The sequence below is a fragment of the Bacillus cereus group sp. BfR-BA-01360 genome, assembly GCF_022663595.1.
Taxonomy (GTDB): Bacteria; Bacillota; Bacilli; order Bacillales; family Bacillaceae_G; genus Bacillus_A; species Bacillus_A cytotoxicus.
The window spans coordinates 111,456-136,037 of the sequence record NZ_JAKUFV010000003.1 but is presented as its reverse complement, the minus strand read 5'-3'; the positions used below and the strand labels follow the sequence as shown (position 1 = coordinate 136,037).

The window sequence follows — 24,582 nt, the reverse complement described above, 5'->3', positions numbered from 1 at the left end:
TTTGTAGAAAAAATACCTACAAGGCTCTTTTTATAGAGTGTAGGTACAACAGGAATAACCCTTGTACCTACACGTTTTTCACGCTAGGAGCAAGGGTTTTATGGATGATGGTGTAGTTTTGTAAGCATATTTATACACTTCATTGCAAACATAATCCTTACTCCTTTCCTCCGCTTATTTTCACACATTATATAACAAACTATTCAGAAAGTAAATACAATTATAACTTTATATTTTTTGACATTGTTTAATGTACTACCTTTTCCTCATATTCTTGAATATACTCTTCATATTGCATCGTAATCTCAATCTCATCTAAACCTTTTAACAATTTTTCTCTCCACATTTTTTCAATAGAAAAATGAAATTGATGCTGCGTTGTCATGATTACCTCATTTTCCAAATCAACTTCTACTATAGTCCTCGCCTCAATTGCTGCCAATTTTTCTCGCGTCTCTTTGTCCATTACAATCGGTAACATTCCATTTTTCATACAATTCATGTAGAAAATATCTGCAAATCCTCCAGCAATAATAACGCGAAATCCATAATCAGCAAGGGCCCATGGTGCATGTTCTCTCGATGATCCACAACCAAAATTTTCTCCTGTAATGAGAATACTTGCTCCTTTTCGTTCAGGGTCATTGAGCGGAAAATGTGGATTTTCTTTTCTATCCTCTTCATACCGCCATTCATCAAATAAAAATTTTCCAAACCCAGTTCGCTCGATCCTCTTTAAATATTGTTTCGGAATAATTTGATCGGTATCAATATTGTCGTTCATAAGTACAGCGACAGTACCTTTATGAGTACGAAATGGCTCCATCATAACTCTCCTTTCTCACATCGACGAAATGACCATATAATGCTGCCGCCGCAGCCATTGCAGGACTTACAAGGTGTGTTCTTGCACCTTTTCCTTGTCTCCCTTCAAAGTTGCGGTTTGAAGTAGAAGCACAATGTTCTCCTGCTGGTACTTGATCTGGGTTCATCCCAAGACACATGGAACAGCCTGGCTCCCGCCATTCAAATCCAGCTTCCTCAAATATATGATGTAGTCCCTTTTCCATCGCTAATTGTCTTACTTTTTGTGATCCTGGTACAACAAGTGCTCTTACGCCGTCTTTTACTTTCTTCCCTTTTACAATCGCAGCTGCAATCTCTAAATCCGACAGCCTTGAATTTGTACAAGAACCAATAAAGACATGTTTAATCGGGATGTCATATGCACTTTGCTTCGGTTTCAGTCCCATATAAGCAAACGCTCTTTCTTCATTTTGATCGCTTATTGCTGGTAACTGTTCATCGATACGAATCCCCATACTCGGATTTGTTCCCCACGTTACATAAGGCGCTAACTTTGATACATCAATTGAAATGTGCATATCATACACCGCATCTGAATCTGTATACAGTTCACTCCACTTTTCTACGGCACGCTCAAAGTCCTTCGGTGCGTATTTCCGACCCTTTACGTAAGCAAATGTTTTTTCATCTGGCGCAATTATCCCTGCTTTTGCTCCGCCTTCAATCGCCATATTACAAAGTGTCATCCGTTCTTCCATTTCCATACTCCTAATTGTTTCTCCATAAAACTCCATCACATATCCAGTACCAACTGCTACTCCATATGTGGCAAGAATATGTAAAATGATATCTTTTGCATATACCCCTTTCGGCAATGTACCTTTTAGTTCAATTCCCATCGCCTTCGGTTTCCGTTGCCATAGCGTTTGCGTCGCTAATACATGTTCAACTTCACTTGTACCGATTCCAAAAGCTAGTGCACTAAATGCTCCATGCGTTGCTGTATGGCTATCACCGCATACAATTGTCTTTCCTGGCACCGTAAGACCAAGTTCTGGCCCAATAACATGAACAATTCCTTGTGCTTCATCTCCAATATCGGCTAACGATATATGAAATTGTTTGCAATTTGCACGCAATGTATCTAGTTGTTGCTTAGCAATATGATCTGTAATATTCCAAACGTCTTTTGTCGGAATATTATGATCCATCGTCGCAAATGTTAAATCTGGTCTCCGCACTGTACGATTTGCAAGCCGCAAGCCTTCAAAGGCTTGCGGTGAAGTAACTTCATGCACAAGATGAAGATCAATATATAATAGATCCAGTCCATTTTCATTTGTTGCTACAATATGCTTTTCCCATAGTTTATCTAGTAGTCTCTTTCCCATTATCGCCCTCTCCCAACTAGCGCTTGTTCTTCCATTTCTTGAAGGACAGCTTGTGTAAATGAAGTTGTCGTTTCTTCTCCGCCAAGATCAGCTGTATATTTCTTTGATCGAAGTACTGCTGTAATTGCCTCTTCAATTGCCCTTCCTTCCTTTATGAGCCCAAATGACTGCTCAAGCATCATCTTAACGGAACGCATCATCGCAATTGGATTCGCTTTATTTTTTCCTGCAATATCTGGCGCTGAGCCATGAATTGGTTCATAAAGCGATGGGCCATTCTCCGCATGACTTGCTGATGGAAGCATCCCGAGCGATCCTGCTAAAACAGACGCTTCATCGCTTAAAATATCGCCGAATAAATTCTCAGTGACAATCACATCAAACCTTGCTGGATTCCGAATGAATTCCATTGCTGCTGCATCAACCAACATATGTTCCAGCTCTATCTCTGGATACCGAAGAGAAACTTCTTCGGTAATTGTTCTCCACAATTTACTAGATTCAAGTACATTCGCTTTATCAATAGAAGTAACTTTTTGGCGCCGTTTACTTGCGAGCTGAAAAGCATAGGATACAATGCGTTCAATCTCACGGCGATGATATGTCAATGTATCAGTTGCTACTTCCTCGGTCCTTTCTTTTGGAAACGAAAAATAAATCCCGCCTGTTAATTCACGAACAACAACAAAATCAATCTCTGTCGCCGTCTTTAATGGAGACAAATGTGCAATCTCCGCCTCTACTGTTACCGGACGAACATTCGCAAATACACCAAGCCCTTTTCGAAGAGCAAGTAATCCCTTTTCTGGCCTTTCTTTCACATTGTCCCATCTTTGTCCACCAACTGCTCCAAGTAAGACCGCATCGCTTGCTAAACATGCAGCCAATGTTCTTTGAGGTAATGGTTGCCCAAATAAATCGATTGCAGCTCCCCCAAATTCCTCTTCTTGTAAATAAAACTGATGACCATACAGTCGTTCAATCATATGCAATATGTCTTTCGCACTTTCCATAATCTCTGGTCCAACACCGTCTCCAGCTAAACAAACAATGCGTTTTTCCAAATGATAAGCACCCCTTTTTATCTGATTTTTCTGAATCAAATAAGTAAAGGTGTTCTCTTACTTATTTGATTGTTACTTAACGAGCGTTAACAGTGCTTTTAATTTTCCAGCAGCATGAACGTATGCTCTAGCTGATGCTTCTAATACGTCTTGCGCAACACCAAACCCTGAAACTTGATGAGGCCCTTCTTTTAATTCCACATGAACATGAGCCAGTGCGTCCTGACCTTGCGTAATCGATTGAATACGATAATCAACTAACTTACATTCCATCTCTAAAATTCTTTGAATTGCATGATAAATGGCTTCGATACTACCTGCTCCAGTTGCAGCATCCTCATATTTATTACCTTTCCCATCTTGTAAAACAACCGTTGCACATTGAATATGATTGGACACAAAATGTACTTGCAACTGCTTAATATTGTACTGCTGTGTTAAAAGTGCAGCTTCTCCAAGCATAAGTGCCCGTAAATCTTCATCCGTAATTTCCTTTTTACGATCTGCTAATGCTTTGAAGGCTTCAAAAGCAGCATCTCGTTCTTTTTGTGTAAGCTCATACCCGAGTTCTTTCATTCTTTCCGTAAAGGCATGGCGTCCAGAATGTTTTCCAAGAACAAATAGATTCTGTGATTCACCAATTAATTCTGGTGCAATAATTTCATACGTTGTCACTTCTTTTAAAACGCCATCTTGATGAATGCCTGATTCATGGGCAAACGCATTTGCTCCCACTATTGCTTTATTTTTAGGTATCATCATCCCGGTTAAACGACTTACTAATGTACTCGTTGCTTTTATTTCTTTCAATATTATAGAAGACTGCGTTTTATAGTGATCTTTTCGAATATGCAAAGCGACAGCTACTTCTTCTAAAGCTGCATTCCCTGCTCTCTCCCCAATCCCATTTATCGTACCTTCTACCTGCAGTGCCCCGCCTTCAATTGCCGCTAACGAATTGGCTACCGCCATGCCAAGGTCATCATGACAATGACAAGAGAAAATTGCTTTTTCATAGGAAGGCACTGATTCTTGTAAATATTGAAAGAGAGAATAATATTCTTCTGGGTGTGTATATCCAACTGTATCTGGAATATTAATGACATCTGCTCCTGCACGAATAGCAACTTCAACAGCTTCAGCTAAAAAAGGTTGCGCTGTTCTCGTTGCATCTTCCGCTGAAAACTGTACAGTAGGAAACAAAGATTTTCCTAATATAACAGAACGGTGAATACTGTCTAATACGTCTTCTTTTGACATGCAGAGCTTATATTTCATATGAATATCACTCGTTGCTAAAAATACATGCAGTCTAGGAGAAACAGCTCGTTTTACCGCTTCATACGCTTTGCGAATATCGCTTTCTTTTGCCCTTGCTAAACTCATGACCGAAGCATTTTGAATGCTTTCTGCAATCCGTTTAACAGATTGAAAGTCTCCTTCAGATGCCGCGGCAAATCCCGCTTCCATCACATCGATTCCTAACTTTTCTAGCTGCCGAGCAATTTGTAATTTTTCTTGTTCATTTAAATTGACTCCAGGTGATTGTTCCCCATCACGAAGCGTCGTATCCATGAACAAAATCTGTTTCATATTATTTAACCCCCATCTTTACTTTCGGTTTTACAAACGGCATCATCTCACGTAACTGCCGTCCAACTACTTCAATTTGATGCTCATTTTCCTTTGCGTTTATCGCATGAAAGTGCGGCCTTCCTGCTTGATGCTCTGCAATCCATCCTTTTGCGAATGTACCATCTTGAATTTCCTTTAACACGTCGCCCATTGCTTTTTTCGTATGTTCTGTTACGACACGCGGACCAGATACAAAGTCTCCCCACTGCGCTGTATCAGAAACAGAATATCTCATATTTTCAAGTCCACCTTCATACATAAGATCAACAATGAGCTTTAATTCATGTAAACATTCAAAATAGGCAAGTTCAGGCTGATAACCAGCATCTATTAATGTTTCAAATCCTGCTTTTACAAGTGCAGTCACTCCTCCACAAAGTACAGCTTGTTCTCCAAATAAATCCGTTTCTGTTTCTTCTTTAAATGTCGTTTCTAACACACCAGCTCTTGTAGCTCCAATTCCATCGGCATAGGATAATGCTTTTTCTGTTGCTGTTCCAGTTGCGTCTTGATATACAGCAAACAACGCTGGTACAGCTCCTCCTTCAGTAAAGGTGCGGCGCACTAAATGGCCTGGTCCTTTCGGTGCTACTAGGAATACATCTACATCTTCCGGCGGTGTTACTTGATTAAAATGAACATTAAAACCATGAGCAAATACAAGTGCATTTCCAGATTGTAAGTTTGACTCAATTTCCGCCTGATATACTTCTGGCTGTAATTCATCTGGTAGAAGAACCATCACTACATCAGCCATCGCTGCCGCTTCGGCTACAGAGTAAACGGAAAAACCATCCTCTTTTGCCTTTTCCCACGACTTTCCTTTCCGAAGACCAACTACTACATCAAAGTTGTTATCACGTAAGTTTTGTGCATGAGCGTGCCCTTGCGATCCATATCCTACAATTGCTACTTTCTTTCCCTTTAATACATTTACCATTACATCCTTTTCATAATAAACTTTTGCCATTTTCTTCTCCCCCTATATTGAAATAATTAATGAATTAACATTACTTGTTTCTCTTGTTTTTTCATACTTCTTGTAAAAGCTGTCACACCTGTTCTTGCAATTTCTTTCACCCCATACGGACGAAGCAATTCAATTAAAGCTTCTACCTTTTCCTGTGTCCCTGTTACTTGCACGACTATGGAATCCTTTCCAACATCTATTACAGTAGATCGGAACGGTTCAATTAAACTGTATAGTTCAGACCTTGATACACTTGTTGTCGCTACTTTAATGAGAACAAGTTCTCTTGCAATAATCGCTTCTTCCGTTATATCGGTGACTTTCAGTACATCAATTTGTTTATGGAGCTGTTTAATAAGCTGTTCAACTTGTTGCCTATTTTCCACATGGACAACAAATGTCATCCGTGAAACATCTGATGATTCCGTATGTCCTACGGAAATACTCTCAATATTAAAGTGCCTTCGTGTCATCACTCCTGTAATCCGGTTTAATACACCACTTTGATTTCGTACAGTTGCAGTCACGATTCTTTTCATTTCCTTTTCACCCCCTCCATTTGATGGACTCCTTTTCCTGGAGCAACCATCGGCATTACTTTTTCAGACTGCAACACTCGGCAATCAATTACGACAGGTTCATCTAATGTCATTGCCGCTTGTAATTCTTCTTTCGCTCGCAGTGGATCTTGAATTCTTATGCCTTTTATGCCATAAGCTTGTGCTAATGTCACAAAATCCGGCTGACAAGAAAGGAGCGAATGAGAATATCTTTGCTGATAAAACTCATCTTGCCACTGTCTTACCATTCCTAACGCCTCATTATTTAAAATTAACACTTTAACGGGTAAAGAATGTTCTTTTAAAACACTTAATTCTTGCAATGTCATTTGAAAACCAGCATCACCGACAATCGCAACCACTAATTCAGTTGGCTTAGCAATTTGTGCACCAATTGCTGCTGGAAGCCCAAATCCCATCGTTCCAAGTCCTCCTGATGTTACCCATTTATTCGGCTCTTTAAGTGGGTAATATTGAGCAGCCCACATTTGATGCTGACCAACATCCGTCGTAATAATCGCTGTCCCCTTTGTAATTTCATACAACATATCAATTGCTGCTTGCGGTTTCATTTTTTCTGCATCTTGTTTATAAAAAAACGGATATTGTTCTTTTCTCTTTTTTAAAAGCGTAAGCCACTCTTCATGATTCTCTTTTCGCTCTTTACGTTCTAATAGTGCTTCTAAAGCTCGCTTCGCACTTGCAACAATCGGGATAGCCGTTGGGACATTTTTACCAATCTCTGCAGGATCGATATCAATATGTGCAACAGTGGCCTTTTTCGCAAAATATGCTAAATTCCCTGTAAGCCGATCGTCAAATCTTGCACCAATATTGATAAGCAAATCACATTCATACATTGCCATGTTCGCTGTATAGGACCCATGCATCCCTCCCATTCCTAAAAACAATTCATCATCTGATGGGAATCCTCCTAATCCAAGAAGCGTATGAACGACTGGTAGACGGTACATGCGAGCAAATTTTGTCAATTCTTTTGAAGCCTTTGCATGTAGCACACCAGCACCAGCTAAAATAAGCGGTTTTTTAGCCGTAGCAATCGCTTGTGATAATTTGGTAATTTGTAATACGTTCGGTTCATAATTCGGCTGATACCCGGGTAAATCCATTTGCACATTACTGCATCGCTCCCCTTCCTCCATCACCATATTTTTAGGGAGATCAATCACAACTGGTCCCGGTCGCCCTGTTTTTGCAATATGAAATGCTTCTTTAATAATCCTGGGTAAATCCGAAGCTTTTCGGACTTGATAATTATGCTTTGTTACCGGCATGGTAAGTCCCATAATATCCGCTTCTTGGAATGCGTCACTTCCAATTAAAGTTGTAGCCACTTGCCCTGTAAAAACAACGAGCGGCAATGAATCAATCATTGCATCGGCGAGCCCAGTGATTACGTTTGTTGCTCCTGGTCCACTTGTTGCAATGACAACACCTGGATTCCCGGTAATTCGGGCATATCCTTCTGCTGCATGTATCGCACCTTGTTCATGTCTTGTTAAAATATGAGGAATCTTACAATCATACAATGCATCATATAGTGGTAAAACCGCACCGCCTGGATATCCAAAAATCACCTCAACCGCTTCCTTCTCTAGCGCTTCTAACAATAGCTCTGCACCAGTTACCATTTTTTCTTCTGTTTTTGAAGCCACCGATTGTATCCCTCCTTTTTTCTCAAATAAAAAAATCCTACGTCCACACTTCAGCTATGTGCTGAAGGGACGAAAGATTTCGTGGTACCACCCTTCTTTGCAAGAATATTTCTTGCCTCAGTGACTCTTTAAAAATGAGTCTAGCTAGTAACGGAGCTACCGTCTAAACCTAGGCAAATGCTTCAGCTTAGCACTCAAGGGCGATGTTCGTCGACATGAACCATCGGTTTCCAGCAACCACCGACTCTCTGTAAGGCTTCATTATCAACTACTCCTCCCCATCAACGCTTTATCGTCTCATGAGAATGATTAAACCGCTTTATTCTCCTCATACATTCCCTCTCTATCTTCTGCAACTATTGACGAAACTCTTGTAGCAAACGCTTTTTGATATGCGAATCCATTTTCCAAGAACCAATTGTTCATCCACTTAAATGCGCCTCCTATCTTCTATTGATTTTTTATTGCTTCCTAGTTTACTCTCCTTTTTAAATAAATCAAGGTTATTTTTTAGAAAATTTACAATCTTAAAACAAATGAACTTCTTAAAACATATTGATTTATCAACATTGTTAACGTTTACAAAAGAGCTAAAAATTTTTTTCGTCATTTTTTATCCAAAAAATATTTTTTCACAAGAAGGATTTTTGGCAAATGCTGCGAATCTATTGTATTCAATAAACGGACATTGATTTTATATATTTGGCATTTATGTATAATTTTTGAGGAGAAAGGAGGAAATCAAGCAAAAAATCTCGATGCGAAAATAACCATCATATTTTTTATGTCGTTGTCATAATCCTATGTTTAAAAAATAATTTATCAAGCGAAGGAGGAAATCAAGATGGCTTATGTACAAATTAAAGGAACAAGAGAAGAGGTCGTAAAGATGCTACAATTATTTGATTTAATGGATACAAAAGGATTTTGTAAATTCAATGATTATGTGGAAGTAGAGCCGAATGAAACGAAACATAATCACTTTACCGCTTCCATCGATTTCCAAACCAATAACAATTCTATTCAAGAGCACTTAAATGATCAATTTGTAAGTCAAATGTTAACTGGTGTATATAACGACTAATCTAGCGATATATTTCCTTGTATGTATCCCACTATTGTAGTGACAACCGATCAGTGAAAGCTTTTCATTAGCGAAGGAAAAAACTCTATTGATAAAACTTTCACTTTATAACTTCCTACCATCTTTTTCTCAAATATATAAATATCTGGCGAGAATTTGAGCATATTAGTAAATGGTAGGAGGTGATAGGTATGGCAAAAATCGGTGTTGAAAGTTCGTTAACAGATGTTCAACAAGCGTTGCAACAAAAAGGACATGAAGTCATTTCTCTACAATCTGAAAGTGATGCAAAGGAATGCGATTGTTGTGTCATTACTGGCCAAGATTCGAATGTAATGGGAATTAGCGATGTATCGACAAAAGGATCTGTCATTAAGGCAAGCGGTTTAACGACAGATGAAATTTGTCAACAAGTTGAAAGTAGAGTATAAAAGATATTATATCTACTATATGTATCCGAATGAAAAAGAGAAGTCTCCTTACATGCAGGAGACTTCTCTTTTTTATATTCACCTAACGGGAAAGTAACATATACTGGATGAAAGCCCTACCTCTCTCTCATCAATACGGTTCCTCTGACCGCTCCTTGATACACTAGCATGCGTATCACCTATACATACAAAGTTTAGGGTCTGTTCACAAAAGTTGTTGGTAAAATCACCCGATCTTTCACAAACTTTTCATTTTGTATGGATAAGTAATAGTTAAGCTATACTAGCTGTAACCGAGACACGAATTAAAATTCTAACATATAACAACAAATTCGTCAACATTTTTACAGAAACAAAAAACAGGCAGTGTCATCTACCTGTTTTAAAATGGCGCTTTTTCTTTTACAACGTAAATAACAAATCCGCTTACTAGCATGCATAAGCCAACAGCAAAATTCTTAATATTAATCATAACTACCTCTCCCTTATTTCATATATCATATATATTTACATTTCAATTATATTTGTCATTTCAAACACACTTTTCCTAATATATCATAATTCCTAAAAAATGCAAAGTACTGTCTAGCGTCCATTTACAAGCTTATCCACAGTGCTCGGAACTGTATTCAGCGCCTTCTCAATTAAATGTGTCCCACTCTGTAAATGCAATACTTGCACACCACTCGATCCTACTACTAAAAAAGCAACAGGATTGATGGAGACTCCAGCTCCACTTCCTCCTCCAAACGGATATTCTTGTTTCATTTCTTTTTGTGATCCCTGTCCTGCATGCGTATGTTGTTGTTCGCGGCGAGATACTTCTCCTTTAAAATCGCTTCCACCTGCTCCAAAACCAAAAGCAACTTTCGAAACCGTTAACACTACATGTCCATCTGCTGTCGAAACAGGACTCCCTACAATCGTATTTACATCTACCATTTCTTTTAAATTTGTCATTGCTGTTTTCATTAAATTTTCAATTGGATGTTCCATCATTTCAACCAACCTTTCCTTATCATTCTTTTTTATACTCTCCAAAATAAAGAAACTCATACCAGGTTTTACAATCGAATCCAATTGCTATCCATACCTCTTTTCCCTCTCATCAAAATGAAATTTCACGCAGCATAACAACTCTACCTACAAATTTTAAAAAGTGACAAATAGCAGGATAAAAAAGAAAAATCTATACATACTACTAAAGAACCTTGCTAGGAAAGGAGCTATTATCTTGGCTGATAAATTTGATGATCATCATAGAATTGAAAATGATTATAAAGAAGAATATGCGGCAGAGGTTGCCCCTAAGCGTGTCACTTATGATCGAGACGATAGAGATGATGTAAAATCAAAAACAGCAGGATCAACGGCAGGTTTCATCGCTCTTGCTCTTGCAGTCTTATCACTTTTCACATTCCCAACACTATTTGGGCTTGTCTCCATTTTACTCGGTATTTATGCTTATAATCGTGGTGCTACTGTTACTGGTGGTATCGCTGCTATTGTTGGCGGTATTGCTGTACTTGTTTCTTTATTATTCCGCGCTGCAATTATCGGCTTATTGTTTTCACTCTTTTAACTAAAAAAGGTATCTCGCCAAGCGAGATACCTTATCCTGTGAAAACATCTTCTGATGGATAGCGAATTTTTTGTTTTGCAGGTCGCGCTAAAGAAAATACTAAGGTTAACGGTCCGATTAATCCACAAAACATAACGAACATGATGATACATTTTCCAACTGCAGATAATTTCGCAGTAATCCCCATTGTTAAGCCAACTGTTCCAAATGCTGAAATCGTTTCAAATAATAATTGAATGAAACTAAATTTTTCTGTAAGCATTAATAAAAATACTGCCACAAAAATGAGAATTTGACTAGCAACTACAATCGCTAAAGCTCTCGTTACTGTCGCCATTTTAATCGTACGTTGAAATAACACAATGTCTTCCTTTTTTCTAAAAAAGGAAATAACAGATGTAATTAAAATAACAAATGTTGTTAATTTAATCCCTCCACCTGTCGAAACACTACCTGCACCTATAAACATTAAAATCATCGTAAATAATATGGATGACTCTTCCATCCCGCCATAATCAACTGTATTAAATCCTGCGGTACGAGGTGTAATTCCTTGGAAGAAGGACGCCCATAATTTTTCATTTACAGATAATGGGCCTAATGTTTTCACATTATTATACTCTAATATAAAAATCGCAATCATACCAATTACATTCAGAGCAATCGTTCCTACAATCATAATTTTCGAATGAAGTGATAGTTTCTGAAAACTACGGCTATACCACATATCAATTAATACTGTAAATCCTAAACCACCTATAACAATTAAAGAGCAAATACCGATATTAATAATCGGATCTCCTACATATCTCATTAAATTATCTGGCCATAGTGCAAATCCTGCATTATTATAAGCTGCAATCACATGAAAAATACTGTAATACATTCCTTTACTAAACCCGAATTCCGGGATAAATCGAATAGATAGAAAAATAATTCCAATTCCTTCTATACAAATAGAAAAAATAAAAACGCGTTTCACTAATTTCACAAGACCACCAATATTTGTCTGATTAAAAGCTTCTCCAATGAGTAAACGATGACGTAAACCAATTTTTTTACCGAGTACCCATACAATTAAAATCGCAATTGTCATTAATCCAAGACCACCCGTTTGAATTAAAAACATGATGACAATTTGACCAAACATAGTAAAAGTACTTGCGGTATCTACAACTCCTAAACCAGTTACAGTCGCTGCAGAAGTTGCTGTAAAAAAAGCATCAACCCAACTAATCGATTCCTTTGTCGCAAATGGTAACTTTAATAATATACCTCCGACGACAATTAAACAAAAAAAGCCTGTTGCTAAAATTTGTGGTGGACTTAATCTGATAGAACGATTATAAACCCCTTGCTTTTTTTCTGCTTTCATATCACAAACTCCTCAATAAAATGCTTCTATCTTTCATGCTATAAGGTAGAATTTCATTATGAAAACAAATTCTTATACTCTTATAATATAGTTGAGCATAATCCTTTTTTTTATAGATTTCAACTCTTATCTTCATAAGCGCTAACGAATGGATTCTGTTTATTTTTTTAAAATCCCCATACCTTTCACTTCAAGTTCACATTGAAGTCACATCTCTCTTTTATATTATAACTATCAAAGCTGTTCCTCCCTAATAACGAGACATTCCCCAATGTCTCAAACAGCTTTCTATCCCTAATTAAAATTGACATAAATTGTCCCCTTCCATGACCACCTTATTTTGACAGGTGGTCTTTTTTTCTTTCTCATAAAGTGAAGGATGTTACGAATAACTCTCCTCCTTCCTATTTGCTTTACTTCTCGCTAATGATCCATTTTCACTTACATCACTGAAAGACAAACAAAATATTCATTTTTCAATCGGAAAGTTTTCAGAAAATATTGTCAAATAATATCATTTTTCGGTACAATTAAATTAGAACATATTTTCAAAAATAAGGAGGGATTTTATTGAAACAAACAAAAGCTATCTTAATCGCTCTATTTTTCGGTCTTATCATCGGTCTCGCTCTAAATTTATATGCTCCATCCATTTTTACACCTTTAAATCAATATGTCTTTCATCCAATCGGACAACTTTTCATCCGGCTTATTAAAATGCTTGTCGTTCCAGTTGTATTTATTTCGATTGCTCTTGGTGCCGCAGGTCTTGGCGATCCGAAACAACTTGGTAGAATCGGAATCAAAGCCATTTCTTTCTTTTTAACAACAACAGCCATTGCTATTTCACTTGCTGTTACACTCGCACTCTTTATTCAACCAGGACAAGGCGGTACATTTAAAACAGAAGGGCTTTCTTATAAAGGTGACAAAGCGGAAACATCTATTGTTGATACACTCCTCAATATCGTCCCAGATAACCCAGCGAAAGCAATGAGTGATGGAAATATGCTTCAAATTATTGCTTTTGCGGTATTAATCGGACTCGGACTTGCAATTATTGGAAAACGAGTTCAAGGAATCCACTCATTACTTGAACAGGGTAACGAATTAATGATGTATCTTGTAAACCTCATTATGAAACTCGCTCCAATTGGAACATTTGGATTGCTCGCTTCTTCTGTTGGACAGATGGGGCTTGCAGGCGTCGCTGCAATGTTCAAGTATATGATTGTTGTTATGCTAGCACTTGTCATACATGGCATTTTTATATATGGCGGGTTATTAAAAATATTTTCAAAAGAAAGTATCGTTCGCTTCATCAAACATTTTGCACCTGTAATGGCAATTGGATTTAGTACCTCTAGTTCTAATGCTTCTCTTCCATTTGCTATGAAAACAGCCCAAGAAAAGCTTGGCGTTTCGAAACCTGTTAGTTCATTCGTTCAACCACTCGGAGCCACAATCAATATGGATGGGACCGCTATTATGCAAGGGGTAGCCACCGTATTTATTGCACAAGTATATGGTGTTGAACTTACAATTGCTCAATTAGCTATGGTCGTATTAACTGCTGTGCTAGCTAGTATCGGAACAGCCGGCGTTCCTGGTGTCGGTCTTGTTATGTTAACGATGGTTTTAAATCAAGTTAATCTTCCGGTAGAAGGTATCGCCTTAATTATTGGGGTGGATCGTATTCTTGATATGTCTAGAACAGCTGTTAATATTTCAGGTGATGCAATCTGTGCCATGATTGTTTCAAAATCTGAAGAGAAATATATTGAAAATGACTCTGCTGCATCCTAATGAAAAAGGAGTGAATCGACTCACTCCTTTTTTGATTTACTCCCTTTTTTAGAACGGTATTCTTTTCCTTTATTATCATTTCCAACTTCAAACTCTGCACCAAATTCCTGTTGAAACTGTCCTAATTTGGGTGAACCTTGATTTTTACTACCGTGACTACCATTACGATTCGTCATTTTTCTCTCTCCTTTCTTCCATCATATTTAGTATGGCTTTTCGTAACCAATCATACTCATTTTCCACCTATAGCAGCTACGCATTTTTTCATTATTTATAGCACTTTTTTAATAAAAAATCCTTCTCAAAGCTGAGAAGGACTTGTTCTTATATAAGTTTTTTCGAAATAGCTATCATACATTCCATTTCTTCTTCAGATAAAGCTGAGAATCTTTCTTTTAAATATTGTCTTTTCGCCGATTCCATTTTAGCAACTAATTCTTTTCCTTGCTCTGTAATTTCTAAATATACAACACGCCGATCTGATGTAGAACGTGAACGTGTTACAAAACCTTTATGAATTAACTTCTCTGTTACAGCTGTAATATGACTATTCGAAACATTCAATTCATTTGCCACTCGTGAAACCATCTCTTTGTTAGCACGATTTAATATACGAAGCACAACAAACTCATTCCACGGTATGTAACCACCAAAGATCTTGCCAATATCATTACGCAACGAACGAAACATAGCAAAGACATTTGTAGATAGGTCTTCCATTAATTGTTCACGATTGTAAGACACCATTTACATCCCCTTTTATTTCATATAGTTAAATAAAAACATTATTAATAATTTTACCTTAAATCTTACCTTTTGTCATCTTATTGTCTTATAAAAATTCAGTTCTATCCATTCCATTTTAGGAAGTAATGATACAAGCTTTTCAAAGCGAAAATTGGTACAATAAAAGCATCTTAAACAAAAGAGGTGTGAATCATGAGTTTACAACAATGGGCTGATAAAGGTATGTCCTTTGATACATATGTCAACGAAATGAAAGTAAATCAAGATAAGTTATTACACATTTATAATAACTTTTTAATTCCAAACGAATTACTCCCTGTTTTAGAAGAACGTCAAAATGATAAATGGCGCGTTATCGTTTTAACGGCTGATTGGTGTGGGGATGCCCTTCTTTGTGTACCTGTTATGAAACGCATTTGTGAAGTGGCAAATATTGATATGCGCTTATTAATTCGTGATGAAAATTTAGAATTAATGGATCAATATTTAACAAACGGCACAGCGCGATCCATTCCAATTTTCATTTTCGTTGATCAAGAAGGAAATGAAAAAGCCGTATGGGGACCACGTGCTCCAAAAATACAAGAATTAATCTCTTCCATGCGAGAAACATTGCCAGAAAAAGAAGATCCATCATTTGAAGAAAAACAAAAAGAAATGTATGCAAAATTCCGCGAAACATTAGCTAATGATACGTTCCTTTGGGAACATGTGATGGAGACTATGATTGAAACAATCGCGAAATAAAACAACTGCCATTCCGGCAGTTGTTTTACATAAGAAAGAAATAGAATACCGCTGCTAAAATAAAGCGATAATAAGCAAACGGTGTTAATTTTACACGTGCTAATAATTTTAAAAACGAAACAATTGCAAGCATCGCAACAATGAATGCTGTAATAAATCCACTCGCAAATAGCGGTAAATCCGCTACACTTAATACATCCCAGCTTTTTATTAAGTCTAGTCCGCTAGCAGCTACCATCATCGGTACTGCTAAAATAAATGTATATTCAGCTGCCGCTGTATGTGACACACGAGCGATCAATCCACCACTTATTGTTGATCCAGATCGTGAGAATCCTGGCCAAAGCGCTAAACATTGGAACATCCCAATAGCAAATGCTTGTTTGTATGTAATCTCATCCAATGTTCTTGCTGTACTTGGCTTCGAAAACTTCTCAGCCACAATCATTAAAATACCACCTGCAATTAAACTAATGACAACCGGACCTGGTCCGAATAAAACTTCCTTAATGGTACTATGAAACAATACGCCAAGCACCCCAGCGGGAATCATTCCGATAATAATATGTAATAAATTTAATGATGGTCCTTCTGTCACTTTTCCAATTCCCACTAACGACCATAATCGCTTCCAAAATATAACGACAACTGCTAAAATCGATCCCAACTGGATAACAACTTCAAAAACCTTTGCTCTCTCGTCGTCAAATCCAAGTAAATGACCTGTTAAAATCATATGACCCGTTGATGATACTGGTAAAAACTCTGTCAATCCTTCAACAGCACCCATGATTAATCCAATTAACCAATCAGCCACAACTTGTGCCTCCTTACTCTCAAATCTATAAATTTCCACACCTTATCATAATACCCTATACGTTTTCAAAGTGCATCTATTTTTATTTTTTCTTCGCTACCATGCACATATTTCTTTTCTATCCTTAAATTAAATTGTATGATAATAAGAGTTTATTTTATATGACAAGGAGGATTTTATGAACGAAGCGCTCTCATTCTCACAAAAAATAAAGCAATTTTTATTACTATTCCTTCCGATTTTCGTCACGCAAATGTCACTATTTGCAATGAGTTTTTTTGATACGACAATGTCAGGACATGCAAGTCCGACTGATTTAGCAGGTGTGGCAATTGGGACTAGCATTTGGATTCCCGTTAGTACTGGATTAACTGGCATTTTAATGGCTACTACCCCAATTGTTGCTCAACTCGTAGGATCGAATAAAAAAGAAGATGTTCCTCATATTATTATACAAGCCGTATATTTAGCAATTTTTGTTAGTATCCTTGTTATTATAATTGGTTTTTTCGCTGTTTCTCCCATTTTAAGCGGCATGCAATTAGAAGAATCTGTAGAACGTATTGCAGCTCAATTTCTAAGCATAATTGCAATCGGAATTATTCCTTTATTTGTTTATACTGTATTACGAGGGTTCATTGATGCACTGGGAAAAACACGAACGACGATGATTATTACATTGCTTTCTTTACCAATTAATGTTGTTTTAAATTACGTGCTTATTTTTGGACATTTCGGTTTTCCAAAATTCGGTGGTGTCGGAGCAGCTATCGCTTCCACTGCAACATATTGGTGCATTTTATTGATTACGATTATGATCATTTGTACGAAGGAACCGTTCGCATCTTTCGGTATCTTTAAACAGCTATACCGCGTTTCTTTTTCAAGTTGGAAAGAATTCCTAAAACTCGGAGTTCCAATTGGCTTTGCAATCTTTTTCGAAACAAGTATTTTCGCTGCTGTAACACTTTTAATGAGTAACTTTAGTACCACAACGATAGCTGCACATCAAGCAGCTATGAATTTTGCTTCATTATTATATATGACGCCATTGAGTCTATCTATGGCTATGACAATTGCCGTTGGATTTGAAGTTGGAGCAAAACGATATAGGAACGCCAAACAATACGGATGGATTGGAATAGGTTTCGCACTTGCCTTTGCTCTTTTCTATTCCATCCTTCTTTATTTCTTTGATGATGCGATTGCTTCTATTTATACAACAGATTTAGCTGTTCATCATTTGGCAAAAGAATTTCTTATATTCGCGATTTTATTCCAATTTTCTGACGCAATTGCAACACCAGTGCAAGGAGCGCTGCGCGGTTATAAAGATGTAAATGTTGCACTCATTATGACTTTAATCGCCTACTGGGTGATTGGACTTCCACTTGGTTACTTCTTCGCAACATATACAGATTGGGCCGCAAAAGGGTATTGGATTGGTCTTATTCTTGGACTTGCATTCGGTGCTAGCTTCCTGCTTGTACGCCTTTTCCAAGTACAACGCAAATATATTACAGAGAAAAATCGCTAAATATAGCGATTTTTCTTCAAGTTATTGAAAGGATTCATAAATTTACTTCAGTACAAGAAATTAACGTTTTATACTGTTTTATTAGTAAGAACGTTGACAACATCCGCTCTTTTCCCCATCTTATGAATCATGAAACCATGAATTTTAATATCAGACGGTATGAGCGGATGATGACGAATAATATCAATACTCTTTTCGATATTTTCACTAACATTTCCTTTTCCATTTAGCCAATCGTCAAAGGTACCACCTGAAAATTCAGGCATGCAATGTTGAAAAAGATAGTCCAGTTGCATGTTATCTTTTATAGAATCAAGCTGGCTTTGTATATTAACTGGGGCAGTCTCTTTATCTTTTATTCCTACAACAAAAATTTCTTCAACATTTTCTTGATAAATAGCAATGATAATAGATCTCATTATATCTCCATAAGGATGTACAATTATGGAACCATAGCTTTGTATTGTTAACATATTTTCTGGTTGAACATTTATTACTTGTTGTATCATACGCTCTATTCCGTCTGCAATGTCCGTTAACAATAAAACTTTTTTATTCTCTAACTGCATGTGTTGCACCCCTTCTTCATTATAATCATTCTATTTATGAAACTTTTAATTTAGCAGTTACCAGTTTTTCCATCCCACTTCTGGATCAACACTAGCAAGTCTAACCCATCCATTTTGAACTTTTTCTCGAAATATAAAATCATTATTTAACAAACGTTCTATATATTGGCTAGGTGCTTGGATGACAATTAATAAACGAAGCGGAGAATGATATGCCTCATCATCTGATTGCATGACGGATTGCCATGGTACCCCTGATAACAAGTCGCTCGCATTCCCCTGCATAACGCCGAGACCCGCTGTTACGGTTTGTGTTGCCTTGTTTCCACTACCATAATAATGAGGAGCTACAGTTGAAGCATAATATTGTAGATTTATCCATTGAGCCACAGTTCCTGGTCCTGCAATAATGCTGGCTAAAATATCCCCACTTTCATCTTGTTTCCAATCATAATTATGAAGGAAAGCTCTTCCCTCCAAGTCACAATCCTGAGTTAATTCACGTTGTCCGATAATAAAAGATGCATTACGAGCTAATCCCCATTCCGGGCGTATCTCACTCCAATCTTCTGCAAATCTGTGTGCCTCTGCCCTCGGATTTTTCATTTTCGTTTTGAAATTAGGTAATTGAGCTAAACGCTCCCTATTTGCATTGTGACTGACTTTCGGCATAATCGCTTCGATATGATTCAATGCTTCTCGTGCAGATTCCGAAAGTTCAGGAATATAAATCCATTCTAATTCATCCACAGTTGTTTTATGCTCAGCAGCTGCGAAAACCGTATCCTCAGGGATTTTAATTCCTTCCGCAGAAAGTCCTTCTCTTACTTCTGGCAGATTGCATAAAGTAGCGAAAATTCTTGCATTGAATCCTCCTGCCGCTCCACCACAAGCACCACACTCAAGAGCTGCAGCATAAGGATTATTTGTACTTTGACTACTATGCCCACATATTACGACTAAAGGAGCGAAATTCTCTGTTAGCCCCATCATTTTTAATGTTTGACGTACATAGTTCACTTTTTCTTCTTTAGAAAAACCAATAGGTATTTCCGACTCTGTGTCATGAGCATAATCAAGCGAAAATCTTGTATCAGGTTTTCGTAACCAAGTTTTACGAAGGTTACGAATGAAACTACCTAATCTTCTTGGTACAAAGCTCCGTGCTATCATTTGTAGACCAAGAAAAGGTCCACTTAACTCAGGTAAAAGCAAGCTCGTAAGCACATTCTGTTTCATCATTTTAAAGGTATAGCTTAATGAGTGGTCTACCTTCTTACGTTGTTGGTAAGACTTAAGTTCATCTTCACTCGCAAGCTCTTTTATTCGATGTTTTGGTTTTTGCATAACCGGTAAAGAAGGATGGCTATGATGACTACCTAATTCACTCGTTGCAATCGGTAATCCAAAGAAACCTGCAATTCCAATCGTCTCGAACGGACCTGCTTTTTCAAGTTGTCGACGAAAAGGTTCTGAACGTACATCAATGCAGAATGCCATTTGAGCTAATACAAATTTTTTCTTGTTATTTACACATTGTTTAGAAAGAATCTCTTGACTTAATCGTTCTGCATGTGTTTGTTCCCAAGCTTCCCACCAAAGCTTTCTACGAAGTTTCTCATCAAAATGATGAGCAATTGATAATAATTCATTTTGTTCAGTTGCAGACATTTGAGACCATTCCTCAATTGAAAGATCCCCCCAATGGATCCAAGAAGCTAAAAGAGGAACAATCGAAACTTTTTTCTTGAGCCGATGATTTACTAAAGATAAATAAGGATTTACAATAGCCCACTCCATTGAAATTCGAACTGCTAAATATTCTGTTAGGAGTGCATGTTCCCGAATCGATTGTTTTGAGCGCCAAAGTATGATTCCTGCCCATCCAGGTAAGGAAAGCAAATGGCCTTCAAGATACGTCTGTATTTTTGACTTAGGTATTTTTAATTCGGACAAAGCTCTTACTAAAGCTGCATTTGCATCTTGTGGCCAATCTTTTAAAGCTTTACGCTGCTGTTTACTGAGTGCTGGATCATATTTAATAAGGTGGTGCCATGCATGATAGAAACCTTTCTCACGATTTGGCATTGCCCAACTTGACTGAAAGTTATCCAGATATAATTTACACCATTTGATAACATGATAATCAAGGATATTCGCTAACCTTTCGCTATCTTGATTCTCTATAAGCGAACTTATTGGTTGCATTGAGAAATCTTCGGTACTTTCTGTATTTACATTATTTATTTCCGCTGCTAATGTATTTAACTCTTTTGATAATAAGAGGTGAGAAGGTAACTTATCTAACTTTAAAGCTGCCTGGCAATAACGTTCTACTTTCTCTCTTGGTATATGAAAGGATTGTGAGTCAAGCCAACGATGCAATCCCGCATATAAAAAAGATTCATCGATCTCTCCTCTTCTCTTTGCCGAATGAATCATAGAAGCGCTAGGGTATATATCCACATCACGAATTTCTTTTAGCCAATCTGCAACTTGTTCAAAGGATTGCTTTTCAAGCCCCACCCAAGGATGACGCGCTGCAAACGTAGAGATAGGCCACAGTGGTGCTATAACTCGGCTAGCAGATTGAACGAAATCATTTATATCCTTTTCCTGAATATTCATATTTACGTCTTTCTTTTTAAAACTTTCTTTCGTTACTACAGATGATACGCTCATCACTGATTACCTCCCTGTGATACATAGTGTTTCAAGTAGTTAGGGTGACTTTCTACTGACTTTTGATTTGCCTCGCCTACTCGAACTAACCAAAGGTATAATATAGCGAATATAGTAAAGGATCGATTGCGAGCAACCAAAGCAACAATAGCGCTACCAAATAGTAAGAGACAGATAACAAAGGTAATAGCTAGAACTGGAGGTTGAACATTTTGATACACATCTGTATGCAACCACTCATAAAAAAGGGTATGAACGGTAAAGTAAATGAGCGAAAATCCAATCAAAAAAGATAAGCCAGCAATTCGACCAATTTTTCCCTCTCCGAAAACAACAAGCTGTTTCCATGAAAAGTATAATGACCATCCTAAGATTAGCGCACTCACCAATTGATATCCCTCTTTAGGAGTCATAAGCCAGAAACCAATTGCTATAAGTAAGCCTAAAATACGTCCAATCATAATCCATAAATACGATGCCTTTTCATGAGAGTGTTTCACAACCTCAAAATGGCGTACGGAAGAACCAGCTTGTAAAAACAATGTAGCTTTGAACAGACCATGTAAAATTAAATGAATAATGGCAGCTAAATAAGCACCCAATGCGCATTGAATGAGCATAAATCCCATTTGTGCAATCGTTGAACCCACTAGCTGACGTTTGTAGTCAACTTGGACTAGACTAATTCCAGTTCCTATTAATACAGAGATACTAGAGAAAATAAGTAAAATAATTTGTGCTATATCATCATGAAAAAGAGGTGAAAATCTAGTTAGCATGATACCGCCAGCATTTACTAAACCTGCATGCATAATAGCGGAAACAGGAGTTGGAGCAATAGCAGATTCAATGAGCCATCGTTGGAAAGGCCATTGGGCTGCCGGAATCATCACAGCTAATAGGATTAATAGGTTAATCCCCGCTTTCTCCCATTTTCCATATTGAGCTAAACTTTCATCCCCTAAAACGGATGTTAACTGCCACTGGCCAGTTACTTGAGAAAGCCAAATGACAGCTAATAATAGAGCCACCCAACTTATTGTAAATAAACGACCAGAAATTTTCGTTGCTTCACTTACCACTTTCCAACTGCTATTTAATCTTATGAGTAGGAGCAATCCGACAAGAGTTACTCCCCAACAAATGACCATTAAACGAAGATCATTACTTAACCATGCAATGGAAGAGGCGCCTGTAGTGAATGTGAAAAGTATAAAATATTTTCGATATGAGCGATCTCCCATTAAGTAACGTAAAGAAAAACGCTGAATGATAAAACCAATTGTAAGAACAAAGAAAGCCATTAACCAAGCTAAAGAATCTAGATGCCAAGGACCAATAACTCCATCTACATTTGTATGAATAAGTGCAAGTAAGGAAACGAATGATGGTAAAGCAGCGATGCCAATATGAATACGAACAAAATGTAAGGGTATCCTTGAATTTAAAAACAATAATCCACTTAGCAAAGAAGCACTAAGCGTAATGAACAATAATGTTAATAGTGTTGATGAATTTAGCGAAATTAACATTTAACTTACTCCCTTCCCAACGACGAACTTATACAAACTTCTGTTTCATCAAGGTAATTTTTCAGAATTTCAAATCTTCATTTCCTTCTTTTAGCGAATAGATGTTTTTTATCAATAAAAAAACCGACAACTTCCATAATTCAATGATGATATAAAATCATTGAATTATGGACATTGTCGGTTTCACTTCAACTAACTTCAGCGAAGTTTTTTGAAGAGCTCCCATTTTATAAAGGATCATAATTTATTTGTTTATTACTTCTATCTAAAGAAAAAATAATATACCTCTAACCTTCTAGATTATGCGATATACAAATTTATGTTACACCCAGTTTTTATATTCAGAAACTTTTTCATTTAGTCAATATGAATGATTAAAAAAATGCTAAAGCTCTAAATATAAACATCTGTAAGTTTTTAAAACAACTATAAGATAAACCATATTTAAAAATTTGTCAATTCCTTCATAAGATTTCTGAAAATTATTTTCATCAAAATTCACCAGAACACTCCTGAGTTGAAGTATATCTCTTTCAAAAAATCCCTATTTCTAAATCATTGTACGTTTCTTTACTGTTATCAACTATTTTTTCGAGTTTATCCCCGTTACTGCTTGTTATGCTTCTAACTTGTTGTTTACATTAAATTTTTTTCTCAAGATTATGAAATAACTTAAAAATCATTATCCGTTCACCCGTACGGGAACTTATATCAGTATGAAAGCTTTTTACTTTTTCTCCAGTTAAGTCTAGTATAATCTCCTTAAGATCATCTATTCCCGATTCCACTAGTTCCGAACGTGTTTTCTTTATCGTTAACATACCATCTTTCGTTTCACAAACAGCATATTCAGCTGGTGTTAAAATACCTTGTAAATTCACAATAATCATATCCCGTAATATATCTGTCTTAACAGATATAGACCCACGCCCAAGATAATCTTTTTCCCACTGCGTAATTGCTTTACTTATCTCTGATTCGATAGAACCTTTCGACTTTTTCATCATACTATGTATCCTCCTTCAACAAAATAAAATTACAATAATAATATAATAATCTGGATTCCTTCTATTTTCAATTACTACGGCGAAATGATAGAACTTCTAGTTAGATAGTATTCAATAAAAAATTAGAAGCAACTATAACCAAAAAGGATACAGCCTATAAAAAGAAACATAATGCTCCAAACAAAGAAATACGTGTCAGTACAGTAGGCCTGCATGCGAAATCGAAAATGCTAAAAAAGAGGCAAATGAAGGGGTATTTCATATATCGATATCACTTTTTATTATGTTCCCCATACTCTGAGAAAAACTGCTAATTATAGAGTTTTTCTTTCATGTATAGTTCTTCTTCACAACGTGTAACATAAATAAAAAAGGAAGGTGAAAGCATATGGACGAACAAAACAAAAAGAAAACATTCGATGAAGAATTCGCCCCTGAAATTTCACCTGGATATCGCCAAGATGTTCATAAGCCTCCTAAATATAAAAATACATCTTTTTTAGTTGGTATTACCATCTTCGCTGCTATATTGCTTCTACTCATCATTTTCGTTTATTTTTAAT

At 36.9% G+C, this 24,582-nt stretch carries 24 protein-coding genes and 1 other annotated feature; of the genes, 7 read left to right on the top strand and 17 right to left on the bottom strand.

What is annotated here, in order from left to right:
• Positions 1-247 precede the first annotated feature (247 nt).
• From leuD to ilvB, 7 genes are all read right to left on the bottom strand, one after another.
• Entirely contained in the window at positions 248-826 is a 579-nt protein-coding gene (leuD, locus tag MR056_RS04310; protein ID WP_041809563.1) for a 3-isopropylmalate dehydratase small subunit, read from the bottom strand.
• Complete coding sequence (gene leuC, locus MR056_RS04305; protein WP_011984204.1) at positions 804-2,198, bottom strand: 3-isopropylmalate dehydratase large subunit; 1,395 nt, start codon at positions 2,196-2,198, stop codon at positions 804-806. The genes leuD and leuC overlap by 23 nt, the downstream gene beginning before the upstream one ends.
• A complete protein-coding gene (leuB, locus tag MR056_RS04300; protein ID WP_011984203.1) occupies positions 2,198-3,262 on the bottom strand; it encodes a 3-isopropylmalate dehydrogenase in 1,065 nt (354 codons plus the stop codon). The genes leuC and leuB overlap by 1 nt, the downstream gene beginning before the upstream one ends.
• A 72-nt stretch (positions 3,263-3,334) precedes the next feature.
• Positions 3,335-4,855: a 2-isopropylmalate synthase gene (locus tag MR056_RS04295; RefSeq protein WP_011984202.1), complete on the bottom strand. Its 1,521-nt coding sequence runs from the start codon at positions 4,853-4,855 to the stop codon at positions 3,335-3,337.
• Between the two features lies 1 nt (position 4,856).
• Positions 4,857-5,867 carry a ketol-acid reductoisomerase gene (ilvC, locus tag MR056_RS04290; RefSeq protein ID WP_087098176.1) on the bottom strand — a complete coding sequence of 337 codons (1,011 nt, stop codon included), beginning with the start codon at positions 5,865-5,867 and terminating at the stop codon, positions 4,857-4,859.
• A 26-nt stretch (positions 5,868-5,893) separates the two neighbouring features.
• Positions 5,894-6,406: an acetolactate synthase small subunit gene (gene ilvN / locus MR056_RS04285; RefSeq protein ID WP_011984200.1), complete on the bottom strand. Its 513-nt coding sequence runs from the start codon at positions 6,404-6,406 to the stop codon at positions 5,894-5,896.
• On the bottom strand, positions 6,403-8,103 hold the full coding sequence (gene ilvB, locus MR056_RS04280; protein WP_087098174.1) for an acetolactate synthase large subunit: 1,701 nt from the start codon (positions 8,101-8,103) through the stop codon (positions 6,403-6,405). Before ilvB ends, ilvN begins: the two co-directional genes overlap by 4 nt.
• A gap of 62 nt (positions 8,104-8,165) precedes the next feature.
• Positions 8,166-8,397, bottom strand: a binding site (T-box leader).
• A gap of 550 nt (positions 8,398-8,947) precedes the next feature.
• Between ilvB and MR056_RS04275 the strand changes: the two genes are divergently transcribed.
• A complete protein-coding gene (locus MR056_RS04275) occupies positions 8,948-9,187 on the top strand; it encodes a DUF3911 family protein (protein WP_011984198.1) in 240 nt (79 codons plus the stop codon).
• Between the two features lie 191 nt (positions 9,188-9,378).
• The gene (locus MR056_RS04270) at positions 9,379-9,618 is read left to right on the top strand and encodes a YkuS family protein (protein WP_011984197.1); all 240 of its coding nucleotides are present in this window, start codon (positions 9,379-9,381) and stop codon (positions 9,616-9,618) included.
• 382 nt (positions 9,619-10,000) lie between these two features.
• Here MR056_RS04270 and MR056_RS04265 read toward each other — a convergent pair whose 3' ends face one another.
• Both MR056_RS04265 and ytfJ read right to left on the bottom strand, forming a co-directional pair.
• Positions 10,001-10,090 (bottom strand): hypothetical protein, encoded by a 90-nt coding sequence (locus MR056_RS04265; RefSeq protein ID WP_041809560.1) that lies wholly within the window; start codon positions 10,088-10,090, stop codon positions 10,001-10,003.
• Positions 10,091-10,203: 113 nt separating this feature from the next.
• Positions 10,204-10,674: a GerW family sporulation protein gene (ytfJ, locus tag MR056_RS04260; protein ID WP_041810290.1), complete on the bottom strand. Its 471-nt coding sequence runs from the start codon at positions 10,672-10,674 to the stop codon at positions 10,204-10,206.
• A gap of 178 nt (positions 10,675-10,852) precedes the next feature.
• Here ytfJ and MR056_RS04255 point away from each other — a divergent pair, with 178 nt between their 5' ends.
• Positions 10,853-11,200, top strand: coding sequence for an acyl-[ACP]--phospholipid O-acyltransferase (locus MR056_RS04255; RefSeq protein ID WP_011984195.1), 348 nt, complete (start codon positions 10,853-10,855; stop codon positions 11,198-11,200).
• A 31-nt stretch (positions 11,201-11,231) separates the two neighbouring features.
• Here the strand turns inward: MR056_RS04255 and MR056_RS04250 are convergent, their stop codons facing one another.
• Positions 11,232-12,575, bottom strand: a complete 1,344-nt coding sequence (locus MR056_RS04250) for a TrkH family potassium uptake protein (RefSeq protein WP_011984194.1) — start codon at positions 12,573-12,575, stop codon at positions 11,232-11,234.
• A 570-nt stretch (positions 12,576-13,145) separates the two neighbouring features.
• Here MR056_RS04250 and MR056_RS04245 point away from each other — a divergent pair.
• Positions 13,146-14,381 carry a dicarboxylate/amino acid:cation symporter gene (locus MR056_RS04245; RefSeq protein WP_087098172.1) on the top strand — a complete coding sequence of 412 codons (1,236 nt, stop codon included), beginning with the start codon at positions 13,146-13,148 and terminating at the stop codon, positions 14,379-14,381.
• Between the two features lie 20 nt (positions 14,382-14,401).
• Here MR056_RS04245 and MR056_RS04240 read toward each other — a convergent pair whose 3' ends face one another.
• Entirely contained in the window at positions 14,402-14,557 is a 156-nt protein-coding gene (locus MR056_RS04240) for a hypothetical protein (protein ID WP_011984192.1), read from the bottom strand.
• Positions 14,558-14,705: 148 nt separating this feature from the next.
• Positions 14,706-15,125 (bottom strand): MarR family winged helix-turn-helix transcriptional regulator, encoded by a 420-nt coding sequence (locus MR056_RS04235; protein WP_041810288.1) that lies wholly within the window; start codon positions 15,123-15,125, stop codon positions 14,706-14,708.
• A gap of 195 nt (positions 15,126-15,320) precedes the next feature.
• Here MR056_RS04235 and MR056_RS04230 point away from each other — a divergent pair, with 195 nt between their 5' ends.
• Complete coding sequence (locus tag MR056_RS04230) at positions 15,321-15,875, top strand: thioredoxin family protein (protein WP_210351521.1); 555 nt, start codon at positions 15,321-15,323, stop codon at positions 15,873-15,875.
• A gap of 25 nt (positions 15,876-15,900) precedes the next feature.
• On the opposite strand, the gene uppP is transcribed toward MR056_RS04230, so the two are convergent.
• Positions 15,901-16,692 carry a bacitracin resistance undecaprenyl-diphosphatase gene (uppP, locus tag MR056_RS04225; RefSeq protein WP_011984189.1) on the bottom strand — a complete coding sequence of 264 codons (792 nt, stop codon included), beginning with the start codon at positions 16,690-16,692 and terminating at the stop codon, positions 15,901-15,903.
• 178 nt (positions 16,693-16,870) lie between these two features.
• On the opposite strand from uppP, the gene MR056_RS04220 reads away from it, so the two are divergent.
• Positions 16,871-18,229, top strand: coding sequence for an MATE family efflux transporter (locus tag MR056_RS04220; protein ID WP_011984188.1), 1,359 nt, complete (start codon positions 16,871-16,873; stop codon positions 18,227-18,229).
• Positions 18,230-18,297: 68 nt separating this feature from the next.
• Here MR056_RS04220 and MR056_RS04215 read toward each other — a convergent pair whose 3' ends face one another.
• The 4 genes from MR056_RS04215 to MR056_RS04200 all read right to left on the bottom strand — a co-directional run bounded on the left by MR056_RS04215 (position 18,298) and on the right by MR056_RS04200 (position 24,016).
• Positions 18,298-18,798 carry a carbonic anhydrase gene (locus tag MR056_RS04215; RefSeq protein WP_011984187.1) on the bottom strand — a complete coding sequence of 167 codons (501 nt, stop codon included), beginning with the start codon at positions 18,796-18,798 and terminating at the stop codon, positions 18,298-18,300.
• Positions 18,799-18,855: 57 nt separating this feature from the next.
• A complete protein-coding gene (locus MR056_RS04210) occupies positions 18,856-21,480 on the bottom strand; it encodes a DUF2309 domain-containing protein (RefSeq protein ID WP_011984186.1) in 2,625 nt (874 codons plus the stop codon).
• Complete coding sequence (locus tag MR056_RS04205) at positions 21,480-23,012, bottom strand: NADH dehydrogenase subunit 5 (protein ID WP_011984185.1); 1,533 nt, start codon at positions 23,010-23,012, stop codon at positions 21,480-21,482. The genes MR056_RS04210 and MR056_RS04205 overlap by 1 nt, the downstream gene beginning before the upstream one ends.
• Positions 23,013-23,653: 641 nt before the next feature.
• Positions 23,654-24,016, bottom strand: coding sequence for a Na-translocating system protein MpsC family protein (locus MR056_RS04200; RefSeq protein WP_041810286.1), 363 nt, complete (start codon positions 24,014-24,016; stop codon positions 23,654-23,656).
• A gap of 391 nt (positions 24,017-24,407) precedes the next feature.
• On the opposite strand from MR056_RS04200, the gene MR056_RS04195 reads away from it, so the two are divergent.
• The gene (locus MR056_RS04195) at positions 24,408-24,581 is read left to right on the top strand and encodes a hypothetical protein (RefSeq protein WP_011984183.1); all 174 of its coding nucleotides are present in this window, start codon (positions 24,408-24,410) and stop codon (positions 24,579-24,581) included.
• The last annotated feature ends 1 nt before the right edge of the window (position 24,582 follow it).